General features: G+C 67.3%; 15 protein-coding genes. 10 read left to right on the top strand and 5 right to left on the bottom strand.

Annotated features, from left to right (window positions below; genetic code table 11):
• Position 1: 1 nt before the first annotated feature.
• The gene (locus ACFYO1_RS37485) at positions 2-325 is read right to left on the bottom strand and encodes a hypothetical protein (protein ID WP_378713326.1); all 324 of its coding nucleotides are present in this window, start codon (positions 323-325) and stop codon (positions 2-4) included.
• Positions 326-724: 399 nt separating this feature from the next.
• Positions 725-1,507, bottom strand: coding sequence for a MerR family transcriptional regulator (locus tag ACFYO1_RS37480; protein WP_387242265.1), 783 nt, complete (start codon positions 1,505-1,507; stop codon positions 725-727).
• Between the two features lie 181 nt (positions 1,508-1,688).
• On the opposite strand from ACFYO1_RS37480, the gene ACFYO1_RS37475 reads away from it, so the two are divergent.
• Both ACFYO1_RS37475 and ACFYO1_RS37470 read left to right on the top strand, forming a co-directional pair.
• A complete protein-coding gene (locus ACFYO1_RS37475) occupies positions 1,689-3,254 on the top strand; it encodes an amino acid permease (RefSeq protein WP_387242262.1) in 1,566 nt (521 codons plus the stop codon).
• Between the two features lie 160 nt (positions 3,255-3,414).
• Entirely contained in the window at positions 3,415-5,679 is a 2,265-nt protein-coding gene (locus ACFYO1_RS37470; RefSeq protein ID WP_387242259.1) for a tetratricopeptide repeat protein, read from the top strand.
• A gap of 27 nt (positions 5,680-5,706) precedes the next feature.
• Here ACFYO1_RS37470 and ACFYO1_RS37465 read toward each other — a convergent pair whose 3' ends face one another.
• Entirely contained in the window at positions 5,707-6,033 is a 327-nt protein-coding gene (locus ACFYO1_RS37465) for a WXG100 family type VII secretion target (protein ID WP_387242256.1), read from the bottom strand.
• The gene (locus tag ACFYO1_RS37460) at positions 6,033-6,203 is read right to left on the bottom strand and encodes a hypothetical protein (RefSeq protein ID WP_387242253.1); all 171 of its coding nucleotides are present in this window, start codon (positions 6,201-6,203) and stop codon (positions 6,033-6,035) included. The genes ACFYO1_RS37465 and ACFYO1_RS37460 overlap by 1 nt, the downstream gene beginning before the upstream one ends.
• Positions 6,204-6,300: 97 nt before the next feature.
• On the opposite strand from ACFYO1_RS37460, the gene ACFYO1_RS37455 reads away from it, so the two are divergent.
• From ACFYO1_RS37455 to ACFYO1_RS37435, 5 genes are all read left to right on the top strand, one after another.
• Positions 6,301-6,573, top strand: coding sequence for a hypothetical protein (locus ACFYO1_RS37455; RefSeq protein WP_387242250.1), 273 nt, complete (start codon positions 6,301-6,303; stop codon positions 6,571-6,573).
• Between the two features lie 963 nt (positions 6,574-7,536).
• The gene (locus ACFYO1_RS37450; RefSeq protein ID WP_387242247.1) at positions 7,537-7,794 is read left to right on the top strand and encodes a hypothetical protein; all 258 of its coding nucleotides are present in this window, start codon (positions 7,537-7,539) and stop codon (positions 7,792-7,794) included.
• Positions 7,795-7,818: 24 nt separating this feature from the next.
• Positions 7,819-8,661 (top strand): hypothetical protein, encoded by an 843-nt coding sequence (locus tag ACFYO1_RS37445; RefSeq protein WP_387242244.1) that lies wholly within the window; start codon positions 7,819-7,821, stop codon positions 8,659-8,661.
• A gap of 128 nt (positions 8,662-8,789) precedes the next feature.
• Positions 8,790-9,233, top strand: a complete 444-nt coding sequence (dtd, locus tag ACFYO1_RS37440) for a D-aminoacyl-tRNA deacylase (RefSeq protein ID WP_387243141.1) — start codon at positions 8,790-8,792, stop codon at positions 9,231-9,233.
• 147 nt (positions 9,234-9,380) lie between these two features.
• Positions 9,381-10,904, top strand: a complete 1,524-nt coding sequence (locus tag ACFYO1_RS37435) for a hypothetical protein (protein WP_387242241.1) — start codon at positions 9,381-9,383, stop codon at positions 10,902-10,904.
• 4 nt (positions 10,905-10,908) lie between these two features.
• Here the strand turns inward: ACFYO1_RS37435 and ACFYO1_RS37430 are convergent, their stop codons facing one another.
• Positions 10,909-11,190, bottom strand: coding sequence for a PLD nuclease N-terminal domain-containing protein (locus ACFYO1_RS37430; protein ID WP_387242238.1), 282 nt, complete (start codon positions 11,188-11,190; stop codon positions 10,909-10,911).
• A 354-nt stretch (positions 11,191-11,544) separates the two neighbouring features.
• Between ACFYO1_RS37430 and ACFYO1_RS37425 the strand changes: the two genes are divergently transcribed.
• The 3 genes from ACFYO1_RS37425 to ACFYO1_RS37415 are packed head-to-tail and all read left to right on the top strand — an operon-like array spanning position 11,545 to position 13,325.
• Positions 11,545-12,066: a DNA-directed RNA polymerase subunit beta gene (locus tag ACFYO1_RS37425; protein WP_387242235.1), complete on the top strand. Its 522-nt coding sequence runs from the start codon at positions 11,545-11,547 to the stop codon at positions 12,064-12,066.
• Positions 12,063-12,491, top strand: a complete 429-nt coding sequence (locus ACFYO1_RS37420; protein WP_387242231.1) for a DUF4254 domain-containing protein — start codon at positions 12,063-12,065, stop codon at positions 12,489-12,491. Before ACFYO1_RS37425 ends, ACFYO1_RS37420 begins: the two co-directional genes overlap by 4 nt.
• Positions 12,492-12,533: 42 nt before the next feature.
• Entirely contained in the window at positions 12,534-13,325 is a 792-nt protein-coding gene (locus ACFYO1_RS37415; protein ID WP_387242228.1) for a class I SAM-dependent methyltransferase, read from the top strand.
• Positions 13,326-13,342: the final 17 nt, after the last annotated feature.

Genomic DNA, 13,342 nt, shown 5'->3' with positions numbered 1-13,342 from the left:
ATCAGGAGAAACCGTCGCGGTTCCCGTGTTCCATCTTCTCCAGCAGCTTGGCGCTCTTGGTCTGGCCGGTCGAGAAGTTGTCGAGCGAGCCCGCGATGTTCTGCGCGCCGGTGATCATGTTGTCCCGCGAGGAAGTGTAGCCGCCGGACCCGTCCGGCCCGTTGGCGAAGTTGCGGCCGAGTGTGTCGTTGCCCCAAGGGTTTCCGCGCGCGTTGATCGACGCCTGCAGGGTGTGCAGCACCGTGTTGATTCGGTCGCGCGCGTCCCCGGTCTTCTTCGCTGCCTTGAAGAACAGATCCGAGTCGTACTGGACTTTGTCCGCCACCGCGTTCCCTCCGCGTATGTGCGGTCACCCCGCACCCACATCAGCTGTACGCATTCGACGATGACAGTCCATAGCAACTCCCCTGTTGCTCGGACGTGAACGGAAAGTGCCGCGACAGTTACAGCCAACATGCGGGTACACCTGGCCGTTCACCTCGCGAAATGTGCTATACGCGTTGATGTTCGGCCGACATGCGGCGCTAGGGAAGATCGACCGCGCACAACATCAGCTACTTCGGCCGGTGTGCCGCGGGCGCCCGTTCGAGGGGCCAGGTTCCGGGGGCATGCGCAGATTGGCGTCGCTTTGTGCATGCCCCCAGATCCCGACTCAAACGTTACATCACAGAACGTGCCGCTGTCTAGCGGCAAGGTTCGCGAGAGAAAAGCCGCCCATCCCGCCTTACAGACCGGGCAGTTCCTCGGCCAGCTCCGCGATATCGCGGTCCAGGTAGTGCGCGACGAAACGGTTGACCAGCTCGGCCGCCGCCTGACCGGGGACAACCCGGGCGGCGAGCACGCGCTCGGCCAGCTCGGCCCGATCCGCCTGCGTGCGCCCCGACTGCCGGAACGACTGCCAGGCGGTCCGCTCGAACACGTCGACGAAGCGCCGGGCGATTCGGTCGCAATCCCCCCGCAACCGCTCGACCTCGTCCAGGATCTGCGCGGGCGCCGCCCCCGAGGCCGCCAATTGCTCGGCGATCCGGACGAGCTGCTGGTCGGCCACGACGTAGGTGGCGGCATCGAGCGGCTCATACATTCCGGTCGCGACAACCCGGGCGAGACCATGCGGCACATCCCGGTATCGATCAGCGAGTTCCGTTGCGGCAACGACCATTTCCCTGACCGCGGGACCCGAACCCTGGTCGCTCGGCGCAGCGGACTCGGCCGCGGCGCCGGGGTGCTCGAGGGCCTCCGGCTCAGGGACGCCGAGGATGTCGCCGAGGTCGTCGCCGCGGTCCCAGGCCTCGAGCAGTTCCCTGATCCCGTTGAGCTTGATGCCTCGATCCAGCAACCGGCCGATGGTGCGCACCCGGTTGAGGTGGTCGGACCCGTAGAACCCGGTGCGCCCCTTCACCTGCGGCGGCGGCAGCACGCCGCGCTCGTGATAGACGCGCAGGCTTCGCACGGTCGTGCCGGCCTCACGCGCCAGCTCATCGATCGTAAATTCCGTACCCGCTGCCATACCTCAAGGAAACCACACCGAAACCTGCGCTGACCGAATGATTGCCACCCGATAGCCATCCGATCTGACTCTATGACGATCGCGTTTCATGAGATGACAACCATGTACATCTATTGAACGTGCCGTTAAACAGCGGTACGTTACTGAGCGATATGACTGCCGTCACATGAAAGGCCCAGGCATGACCATCGTTCGACCTCCCGCACAGACGCAGGAGCCGGCTTCGCGGGCACTGCACGCCGAGGACGCGGGCTATCACAAGGCGCTGCGCCCACGTCAACTGCAGATGATCGCCATCGGCGGCGCGATCGGCACCGGGCTGTTCCTAGGCGCCGGCGGCAGACTGAAAGACGCTGGGGCAGGGCTCTTCCTGGCGTACGCCGTGTGCGGCATCTTCGTGTTCTTCATCCTGCGGGCGCTCGGCGAGCTGATCCTGCACCGCCCGTCGTCGGGCTCGTTCGTCTCCTACGCTCGCGAGTTCTACGGCGAGAAGCTGGCCTTCGGCGTCGGCTGGATGTACTTCTTCCACTGGTGTATGACCGGCATCGTCGACATCACCGCGATCGCCACCTATGTCCACTACTGGGGCAGCATGCAGGTGATTCCGCAGTGGACCATCGCGCTGGTCGCGCTGGCCCTGGTGGTCGCCATCAACATGGTGTCGGTGCGCTGGTTCGGTGAGATGGAGTTCTGGGCCGCGCTGATCAAGGTGGTCGCGCTGGTGGGCTTCCTCATCGTCGGCACCGTCTTCCTGGCCGGACGGCGCCCGATCGAGGGCAACAGCACCGGGATCAGCGTGATCAGCCAGCACGGCGGCCTGCTCCCGAACGGCATCATCCCGATCGTGCTGTGCACCACCGGCGTCATCTTCGCTTACGCCGCAGTCGAATTGATCGGCACCGCCGCCGGCGAGGCGGAGAACCCGGAGAAGATCATGCCGCGCGCGATCAACTCGGTGATCGCCCGCATCGCGCTGTTCTACGTCGGCTCGCTGGTGCTGCTCTCGCTGCTGCTGCCCTACACCGCGTTCAAGTCCGGCGAGAGCCCGTTCGTCACCTTCTTCTCCAAGATCGGTGTCGGCGGCGCGGGCACGATGATGAACCTGGTCGTGCTGACCGCGGCGTTCTCCAGCCTCAACGCCGGGCTCTACTCGACCGGACGCATCCTGCGCTCGATGTCGATGAACGGCAGCGCTCCCGCGATGGCCGGCCTGATGTCCAAGCGCGGCGTGCCCTACGTGGGCATCCTCGCCACCGGCGCGGTCGCGCTGATCGGCGTCGGGCTCAACGCCCTGGTCCCGGACAAGGCCTTCGAGATCGTGCTGAACATGTCGGCGCTGGGCACCATCACCGCGTGGGCGGCGATCGTGCTCTGCCAGCTCAGGCTGTGGCGCTGGGCGAAGGAAGGCAAGATGCAGCGTCCCTCGTTCCGGCTGATCGGCGCGCCGTACACCAGCATCGCGACCCTGGTCTTCCTCGCCGCGGTGGTCATCCTCATGCTGTTCAGCAAGAGCGACGTGCAGCGCGGCGCCGTCATCGCGATGGCGGTGATCATGGTCCCGGCCATGGTGCTCGGCTGGTTCTTCGCCCGCGGCCGGGTCATGCACCTCGCGGCCCTGCGCGAAGGCTTTACCGGTGCGTTCCCGGTGGTCGCCGAGCGGCCGATGGAACACCGCGACCCGCGTATCGCCGATATATCCCGTACAAGCAACAACGCCGCAACGAACAATGAGGCAGAATCGCGATAGGGCCGACCTGTTCCGCCCGCTCCGCCGCACCGGTTGTCCACCGGGGTGGCGGAGCGGTGCGGGTTCGGCTCGATGCCGAACGCGTTGGTGCTGAGAGGGTCGAATGCCGGAACACTTCAGTGGCTCCGATGACATTCGCCCGCCTGCTCAATCGACGACATTGACCGAGGATCTCGGAGAATTGGCATACCGGGCCCAGTATCAGTGGGCTACCCGACGAGTATCACCGGCCGAAACCACCCCGTGGCTGCCGGATCAGGACGATTCCCTGGAACTGGAAGCCGAACCCGGTTCCGAGCGCAGCGTCCGGTCCCGGCCCAGTGTTCGCCGGCTCAGCGCGGGGCTGGTCGACCTCCCCCGAGTTTCGCAGGTCGACCCGTCGACCGCGATCCTGCGCGATCCCGAGGTACCCGAGGACAAACGGTTCTGCTGGAAATGCCAGAAGCCCGTCGGCCGCTCGGGAGGTAACGGCTCTGCGCCCACGGCGGGGAAATGTCCGAATTGCGGATCGCCGTTCAACTTCCGGCCGTTGCTGACCCCCGGCGACCTGATCGCCGATCAATACGAGGTGCAGGGCTGCCTCGCCTACGGCGGCATGGGCTGGATATTCCTCGCCCGCGACCGCAATGTCAGCGACCGCTGGGTGGTCCTGAAGGGGTTGCAGAATCCGCTCGACTTCGAGGCCCACGTGGTGGCGCTGGCCGAACGGCAGTTCCTGTCGGAAATGGCGCATCCGGGGATCGTGAAGATCTTCAACTTCGTCAAACACCGGTCGGCGGACGGAATTCCGTGCGGGTACATCGTGATGGAATACGTGGGCGGGCAATCGCTGAAGGAAATGCTCGATCTGCGCGCACCGGAACACCTCCCGGTCGCCGAGGCCATCGCCTACGTGATGGAGGTGCTGCCCGCCCTGGATTACCTGCACTCGTTCGGCCTGGCCTACAACGATCTGAAGCCGGACAACATCATGGTCACCGAGGACGAGGTGAAACTCATCGACCTCGGCGCGGTGGCCGCCAGGGAATCCGGCGGCAGCCTCTACGGCACCCTGGGATATCAGGCGCCCGAGTTCACCAGCACCGGACCGACCGTCGCCTCCGACATCCACACGGTCGGGCGAACATTGGCCGCGTTGACGCTGAACATGCCGACCGAAAGGGGCGGTCCGAAGCTCCCCGGGATTCCGCCGGCCGACGAGCAACCGGTACTGCGCCGCTATCCCGCGTTCGAGCGGCTGCTGTTGCGGGCGACCGATCCCGATCCGGCACAACGGTTTCCGTCCGCGTACGCGATGTACCGACAGCTCGCCGGCGTGCTCCGCGCGGTACTCGCGGAGGACACGAACCGGGAGTATCCGCAGACCTCGGCGGTATTCGGTTCGCCGCGTGGTGATTTCGGCATCGATACGTTGATTCGGCAGACCGAGGGGGTGATCGAGGGTGTACATCAGGTACCGACCCTCGATCCCCCGAGTGTCGTTGCCGCCCTGCCGGTCCCGCTGATCGACAGCGAGGATCCGAGCGCGGAGCTGTTGTCCCCCTTGCTGCACGGCGATCCCCAGCAGACGCTCGACACGCTGCGGCAGAGCATCGCCGATATGAGCGCGGGAGCCATCGCGACGCCCGAAACCTTCGATCTGGAAGGCACCTTGGCCGCGGTCCGCGCGTATCTCGACCTGGGCGAGGTGGAGCAGGCCCGGGAAAGTCTGGCGCACTTGCTGCCCGCCCATCGCGCGGACTGGCGGATCGATTGGTACACGGGCATAGCGGAACTGTCCTGCGCCGGCTACGCACAGGCCTACGAGCATTTCGATCGCGTGCACTCGATGGTTCCCGGAGAGATCGCGCCGCTGCTGGCGCTGGCCGCGACCGCCGAACTCCTGCTCCAGACGGACTCGAATCCGGACCAGCCGAATCGGTGGCGGCAGGCGTCGACGGAGTATTACCGGTCGGTCTGGCGGAACACCCGTGGCGTGGCGAGCGCCGCATTCGGCCTGGCGCGCAGGCTGGCCGTGGACGGCGATGTGTTGACCGCCGTGTCCACCTTGCAGCAAGTGCCGGATTCGTCGCGGCATCACAACGCCGCGCGAATGACCGCGTGCCTACTGCTGGTCACCAAGCCGGTATCCGAGCTGACCCAAGCGGATCTCGACGCCGCTGCCGCGCACCTCTACGCGCTGCCGGACGAACCACGACTGATGCAGTTGCAGGCCATCGTGCTCAGTGCCGCGCTGGCCTGGCTGAACAACGGCGGAAAACCGGAGGGGCGCAGCACGATCCTCGGGTTCCGCTATACCGAGGACGGGCTGCGCGGCGGGCTGGAATCGGTCCTGCGGGCGGTCGCGCGAACGACGCAGAATCGGCTGCACCGCTATGCGCTCATCGACCTGGCCAACGATATCCGGCCCCGCTCCCTCTGGTAGGAAACCAAGCCCGGCACCGCGATTCGGTCAGGGTTTGCCGCGCTTGCCGAAGGAGTGGGTGTTGTCGGCTTCCTGTCCATCGATCAGGCCGGCCGCGTCGCGCTGGCCATCGGCGATCGCGCCGAAGGTTCCCGAGATTCCGCCGATGCCCTGGAGCAGGTTGTCGCGCGCGGCGAGATAACCCTTCGCCCCGTCGGCGAACTTTTTCCCGAAACTGTCCTTGCCCCAAGGGGTACCGGTCGTACCCAGCTTGGCCGTCAAGGTGCTGAGCACGCCGTCGATGCGGTCGTGAATGCCCGCGGCGTGTGTCGCCGCGGTGCGCAGCTGATCGGTGTCGACCTCGAACTTCGGCATTACTTCTTCTCCTCATCGGTCAGGGTGAACGGCACATCGACCTCCGGGGCCGCTTCCGGTTGCCCGGCAGCCGGAATCCAGTAGTCGGGCGTGGGTGCGGCGGGCACCGTGAACGGCGGCGGCATGGGGCCCCAGTCGACGATCTGCTTCGGCCGGGTCTTCGCCTTCATGTCCTTGCCCGGGCCGAGATAGGCATTCGGATCCGGACGTGGGGCCGGCTCGGATCCGCTGCTGCCGGACGACGCCGGTCGCGAACTTGATGATCCGGTGGAACTCGTTGTGCCGGAGCCGCTCTGGTTCGAGGAGGACGAGCTCGAGCCGCTGTGTGCCGAAGACGAGGAACCCGGCGGATGGCTCGCGACGCTCGGTGCGCCGGTCGACGATCCGTGGGCGCTGCCCCCGGACGACCCGTGCACACTTCCTCCGGACGAACCGTGGCCGCTTCCTCCGGCCGACGATCCATGGACGCTTCCGCCAGGCGGCGATCCGTGCACGCTCCCCCCGGGCGGCGTCCACCCGCCGTCGACCGATGATTGGTAGGAGGTCGGGGGCTCGACACCGGCGGTGCTGCCGCGAACCGATGGCGGCGGACTTCCCTCTGCGCGACCTGATTCCGCGGTGACGAACGAGCCCGAGTTCCGCGAGGAGCCCGAGGACCCATCGGCCGAATCGCGTCCCGACGTTCCACCCGTCGAATCACGACCCGAAGCACCACCCACCGACGCACGCCCCGAAGAGCCACCGGCCGAATCACGGATCGAGGAACCGCCGTTCGAATCACGTACTGACGACCCGCCCGTCGAATCGCGAGCCGTCACAATTGATCCCTCGCGAGCTGTCACGAACGAACCCGTCCGGCCCGAACCGCTGCTCGACGATCCCCCGGACGACCGGACCGACGATCCGTCACCGTGCGTCGACCCCCGGCTGGACGTCGCGGACTGCCCATCGCCACCACCGAACGAATGCGCACTCTGCGCCCGCGACCCGCCCCCGGAAGCACCCGAAGATGAACCGCTCTGCGAACCACCACCAGACGCGGCCGACTGCGAACCGTGTTGCGCTCCTCCCCCAGGCTGCGAACCGTGCTGCGCGCCCCCGGCAGACGTGACCGGGTGCGCACCATTCTGCGACCCACCACCGGCACCTGCAGACTGCGAGCCGTTCTGCGACCCGCCCCCAGACGTGACCGAGTGCGAACCCTGCTGCGACCCGCGCCCGGAGGCGCCCGAATGTGAACCGGAACCACCACCCGACACCACCGAGTGCGCACCGTTCCGCGAACCGCCCCTGGAACCACTCGACTGCGATCCATGCTGGGATCCACCGCCGTTCGACATCGAGGCCGTCGTCACCGATCGTGATCCGCCCGAATGCGATTGCCCTCCTGAACTATTCGCGACAGATACGGATCCATCACCACTCCGGACAGACCCCGTCCGCCCGCCGTTCGTTACCGGCGCCGGCGCGGGCGTCGGCTTGTTCGCCCAGGCGAACCGGCGTATGTCGTTCGGCGACACCGTCTTCAACGTGAATCCACCGCGCGCCCCGCCGACCAATCCACCCCTGGCCGCCGCACCGACCCATCCGCTGGGCGAGGAGAACGACGTCCACGACCCGGTCGCCACCCCGGCCGCCACGTTGCCGGCCGCCGAACCGACGATCCCGGAGGCCGCGCCGATGAACGCACCACGCCCGGTGGCGCCCCACGCACCGATGTTCCGCCCGCCGATCACCTTGTCCAACCCGAAACCCAAGTAGCGCGCGAACTCTCGCGACGGCAAGGTGCCCGCGGCCGAGGCGAAGATCGACACCCCGAACTGGGTACCGTCGAACTTCCGGCGATGCCCCGCGGCCATCTGCCCGAGCTGCACGGCGGCATCCAGGCCCGCCGAGGTGACGCCGGTCTCCAGCAGCTTCACCGAATACACACCCCACCCCTTGGCGGTCGGCGCGACCAGGCGGCCGGACGCCAACGTCTTCAGGAAGAACCGCTTCTCGGTGGCCGCGCCGAGCTTCGCGGCAAGCCGGCCGATCTGCGCGGCCAGCTTGTCCTCCAGCACCCGCAGGATCGACCGCGTTGTCGTGATGGCCGCCGCCTCCGCCGCAGGTGCCGTCGGCGGAAACAGCCAAGCCCAAATGATTTCCAGCGCCAGCCAGACGAGCGAGACGATGATGTTGAGCTTCGTCGCCTCGAGTTCGGTGCCCGCGTCGAAGCTGGAGTCGGACACGGTCTGGAGCAATTGCGCCAGGGACTCCAGCGATTCGTCGCCGGTGCGCAGGTGGTCGAACGTGGCGCCCATCGCGGTTGCGCCGTCACCCTGGAGATACGCCCGTGTGGTCGCGCTCTTGGCCGCGTCGATCTCGGACAGCAGGGCAGTCAGGTCAGCGCTCGCGGTCTTCCACGCGGCCGAGATCTCCCACAGGCCGCTCTCGTCCCCGTCCGGCCAGGTCGCACCGGCGATCCAGCCCAGCCAGCGCAGTTCCTCGGGCAGGTACAGTCCCATCCCCGCTCACCGGCCCGCGCCGGCGAGCATCGTCGCCCTGTCGGTCTCGGCCCGCTCGTCGGTCATCGATGCTCCACCCGCTCGCCTGTCGACTGGCCTCCACGACACCGCACACGGATGAACTCATGGTGTCGCTCAACGGAATTCGGTCTCAATATCCGTCTCATCCGAGTCCGGAACCGCGCATGGCGCACGGCCGGTGAGCACCCGCGGCACTCCCCGCACTCAGGCACGGCATGATCGATGACTGTGCGAATCCTGCTGCAACGAGTGAGGTCGGCCCAGGTGAGCGTCGACGACGAGATCGTCGGCCGGATCGATCCGGCCGCGTCCGGGGTGCCCCACGGACTGCTCGCCCTGGTCGGTGCCACCCACAGCGACACCGAGGCAACCGCGAAGACGCTCGCCGACAAGGTGTGGCGGCTGCGCATCCTGGACGGCGAACGCTCCGCCGCCGACCTCTCCGCGCCGATCCTGGTGGTCAGTCAGTTCACCCTCTACGCCGACACCGCCAAAGGCCGCCGCCCGTCCTGGAACGCCGCCGCGCCCGGCGCCGTCGCCCAGCCCCTCGTGGACGTGTTCGCCGCAGCGCTGCGCGAGCTCGGCGCCACCGTCGAGACCGGGCGATTCGGTGCGCACATGCAGGTCGAGCTGGTCAACGACGGCCCGGTCACACTGCTGCTGGAAGGGTGATTCCACGGCGGCGGCCCGCGCCGCCGATTCGAAGCACACCCTGCCCACATCGCCCGCGCAGGATCCTGGTGCGCCGAGCCGACAACCGTGACAGACTCGTGCGTTAGAAGGTGCGGGTGGCACGCGGCCGCCGGTTAGCGGAGGATCATGCTGGAAACGAGGGACGCGATGGATCTGGACGCGCTGGAGCGTCGGGTCGCCGCGGATCGGTATGCGGCGCTTGATCGTTCGGTCGAGGCGGATCTGCGACTGGCCACCTCGCTCGCCGATCTGGCGAAGGGCTTCATCGCCACCAAGACCAACGGGTCGGTACGCGATCGGACCAGGGATGCGCTGGCACCCGCGGAGGAGGCGGTCGCCATTCGGCTGCGCCTGCTCGCCACCGGGCAGGTGCTCAACGCCCGTCTCGCGGGCGAGCTGAACGAGGCACTCCGGTCGGTCGAACTCGCGGCCAGGCACAGCGGTCGCCGGGAACTCGCCACCACCACCATCCGGCGCGCGTGCGACGCCTACCGGCAGTTGGCGCGGATCCATCCGGAGGTCGCGGGGCTGTGCGCCGACGGACTGTCGAAATGCGGTGTGTGGCTCGGCCGCCTCGATCAGGACGCCGCGGTCGCGGCCACCGAGGAGGCCGCGCGGATCCGCAGCGCGCTGGCCGCGGCGAACCCGGAGCTGTCGGGTAAATACCTGGCCAGCCTGAGCACGCTGCTGCGTACCCTGATGGTCGGCCGGTCACGCAAGCAGGCGCTGTCGATGTATCGCGAGCGGTACTCCGCGTTCACCTCGACGAGCATGTCGATCCGGTTGCGCGCCTGCGGGGTTCAAGACCTCGACCTGACCCCGAAGTCGTACAAGGCTCTCGCCGAACTCAATTGCCGGACGCTGGAGCAGGCCGGTCGGCTGACCCAGCAGCAGATCCTGTTCAAGTCCTCGGGCGATCTGTCGACGGTCGAGGAGATCAACTGGAAGCTGGCTCTGGTCGGCCTGCGGCCGCTGCTGCCCGGCGCGGAACCGGACCCGCCGTCGATGCCGGTGCAGATCGGCACCAGTTTCGGCGCGCTCAGCGTGTACTGCCCGGTGCCGGACGCGATCGCGCAGATCCGCGCGGCGATCATCGGCGCGTACGCGACCGACGACGCCTACCCGCTGGATCGGGAGAGTTATCTCGGTGAGCGCGAGAAGAATTGGAAGATCACCGACGCCGAGGTGAACACGGCGGAGAAACTCGGCGACGACGTGGTGCTGATCGATCAGCCCTACGGCGGCTGGGTGACGGTGATGAGTCTGAACTGGGAGCTGACGCCGGTCGGCAAGCATCCGCTGGCCAGGCGGTTGTCCCAGGATTGGCCGGTGGCCGCGATCACGGTGACCGAGCACGTCGCCTACGAGCTGTGCTGGTACGAGCACGGGGCGGCCACCCAGTACGCCGCCCTCGGCCGGCCGGCGGGGCAGGCGCCGCTGGATAAACCGTTGGCGCCGTTGGATTTCAAGATGCTGGCCGATCTGAACGCCGACCGCGCGAACGAGACGAAACTTCGCGCGGCGTTCGGCAACACCCAGATGTTCGCCAACCTCACCTATCTGCCGTCGAGCGGACTGCGGCAGATCAGCGCGACCACCCCGCTCGCCGAGCACGGTGATCGCGTGCTGTTCTTCCGGACTACGCCGTAGACCGTCACGCCGCCGGGGTCGGCCGCACCGGCTGAATGGTCGAGTTGCGGCCCCAGATGAACCACACGACCGGGCCGAGGAACGGGAACGCGAGCATCAGCAGGACCCAGATGGCCTTACCGGCCGCCGCATAGTTGCTGGACCGTAGCGCACTGACTACACCGGCGATGAACAGCACGATTGCGCCGATGGCGACAGCGACGGCGAAGACGCCGAAGGCGATCGAGCCTGCCGTCTCGGCAGTACTGGCCAGGGCGGGGGCGGAAGCGAGAGCAATTGTTGTCATGCCACTCAGCGTAGGTTTCAGACCGGTCGCACCACATCGGTGACTAACCCTGAATTTGCTGTGCGGAGGTACTCACCGATGTACACCGCGAGGATGACGTGGGATGCGACGCCGGGATCGTCCCGGCCGAACCGGCCTCAGGGTCACTTCAACAGTTCAGCATTAAAGTACCTCGCGCTCACCGCGCGTCGGTTCACGATGAATGCCGAAATCGACCAACGACGTGCGATCTGCACGTCAATCGGGTGGAACCCGCAGGCGAACTTCTCGAGAACTAATTGAACGGAACGTTTATGCCCTGCCATGGAGTGCTCTACTGAGATCACGCCCGAACGGTGTCGTAGGTCACCCTCGGTGACCAGCACACACCCGCTCGGGCGGCTTCACCAGACAACGATGCTAGTCGAGGCTCTTCTCATGGACCAACTGGCGTTGGCGGAAACCCCAGCCGCCCGATGCGCCTATTACCGCCATACCTGTGACCTACCCGCCGGCTTCCATCCGGAAATCGGCCGGATCACCGTCCGGGCCGGCTTCGTCGGCGCGATCACCATGCCCGCCACGCTCGGTCAGCAGGTCCACGACGATTTGATACATCATCGAAATCCATTGGGCCCCGTCATTTCTCACGTGCGCTCGAAACGCTGGACCTTTCTGATCCGGCCCGACCTGCCCGACGACGTCCGCCTGTTCGCGGAGTTGTTCCGGCTCAACGTGTCGATCGTGCCGATCGGCGGCGAGATCGCGCTACCCTCCCCCGCCGACACCAGCGCCGGCTATCGCGAGTGGATCGTGGCTCCGGAGAACAGGTTTCGTCCCTCCGGTGCGGCCATCGTGGATACCGTGCGCTCCTGCCGGAACACGGGGCGGCGATGACCACAGGGCAGCTTCCCGCGAAACATCAAGTCCTGCAGGCATGCCGGGGCGAACCCCCGGAGAACAATCCACTCCTGCGGGGCGCCCACGAGCTGACCACACTGCACGAGCGCCGGCTCGGCGCAGGCCGGGAGACGACCGAGGAAATCGACGCGCTCCGAGCCAGTGTGGTGCGCGACATCGATCGCTGGATCACCGTTCAGCTGCCGCCCGCGCACGGTGCCGCGCATGTGCACACGGAGACGGTCGGCGCCGTGATCGACCGGCTCGCCCAGTTCACCGCCAACGCCTACGCGGCGCTGGCGAGCGCCTCCGAATGGGACCTGTGGGACGCGTGGCAGCGCCTCGCGGAACTGGCCGTCGGCTACGACGATCTGGCCGCCGAGGTGTGCGCGGGCGTACGCCGTTTGCCAGGCGCGTCGTAAATCTCACCCGCCGCGCCACTATCCGGACTTAGGGTGAGGCGCATGGGGAATACGACTGATCGAGATGCGAGCAAGCGTGCCCTGCATGCCCGGCGGGCTGCTTCCTTCGGCGCCAGCGCGATGGACTACGCCGACCACCGACCGGACTATCCGTTAGCGGCCATCCGCTGGGCGCTCGAGCAGGTGCCGACCGTCCCCGCGCCGATCGTCCTCGACCTCGGGGCGGGCACCGGAAAACTGACCGAGGGGCTGCTCGCGGCCGGCGCCTCGGTGATCGCGGTCGAGCCCGACGACGCTATGCGCGTGGAGCTGATGCGGCGCCTGCCGGGCGTCCGCGCACTCGAGGGCACGGCGGAGGCGATTCCGCTCCCGGACCGTTCGGTGGACGCGATCGTGGCCGGGCAGGCCTTCCACTGGTTCGATCAACAGCGCGCTTTCCCGGAATTCGCGCGAGTTTTGCAGAAAGGCGGCGTTTTCGCCGCATTGTGGAACACCGACGACACACGGGTCGACTGGGTCGCCGAGCTGGGCCGCGTAGCGCGCTCGGCGGCGTCGGCTCCGCCGCTGGAACTGGCCCCCGCGGCACTACCCGAGCACCCGCTGTTCGAGGCCTTCGAAACCGCCAACTTCCCGCACTCCCAACGGCGGACGGCCGAGTCGCTGACCACAACCATCGGCACGCACTCACACACGCTGGTGGTGTCGGCGCAGCAGCGGGCCGAGGTGCTGAGCCGGGTCACCGAGTATCTGCGCAGCCGGCCGGAGACCGCCGAGGGCGAATTCGACCTGCCCATCGTGACTTTGGTACTGCGCACCGCACTCCGCCCCGGCTGACCGCCCGCCGACTACCT

This window comes from Nocardia sp. NPDC006044 (assembly GCF_042871115.1).
In the GTDB taxonomy this organism is placed as follows: Bacteria; Actinomycetota; Actinomycetes; order Mycobacteriales; family Mycobacteriaceae; genus Nocardia.
Note: the sequence above shows the minus strand (reverse complement) of the source record. Positions and strands in the feature narration are given on the sequence as shown.

Coding starts and splice junctions, on each gene's coding strand:
- ACFYO1_RS37480 (WP_387242265.1), bottom strand. CDS start 1,507: ATGGCAGCGGGTACGGAATTTACGATCGATGAGCTGGCGCGTGAGGCC.
- ACFYO1_RS37475 (WP_387242262.1), top strand. CDS start 1,689: ATGACCATCGTTCGACCTCCCGCACAGACGCAGGAGCCGGCTTCGCGG.
- ACFYO1_RS37465 (WP_387242256.1), bottom strand. CDS start 6,033: ATGCCGAAGTTCGAGGTCGACACCGATCAGCTGCGCACCGCGGCGACA.
- ACFYO1_RS37460 (WP_387242253.1), bottom strand. CDS start 6,203: ATGAAGGCGAAGACCCGGCCGAAGCAGATCGTCGACTGGGGCCCCATG.
- ACFYO1_RS37450 (WP_387242247.1), top strand. CDS start 7,537: ATGTCGTTCGGCGACACCGTCTTCAACGTGAATCCACCGCGCGCCCCG.
- ACFYO1_RS37435 (WP_387242241.1), top strand. CDS start 9,381: ATGCTGGAAACGAGGGACGCGATGGATCTGGACGCGCTGGAGCGTCGG.
- ACFYO1_RS37430 (WP_387242238.1), bottom strand. CDS start 11,190: ATGACAACAATTGCTCTCGCTTCCGCCCCCGCCCTGGCCAGTACTGCC.
- ACFYO1_RS37420 (WP_387242231.1), top strand. CDS start 12,063: ATGACCACAGGGCAGCTTCCCGCGAAACATCAAGTCCTGCAGGCATGC.
- ACFYO1_RS37415 (WP_387242228.1), top strand. CDS start 12,534: ATGGGGAATACGACTGATCGAGATGCGAGCAAGCGTGCCCTGCATGCC.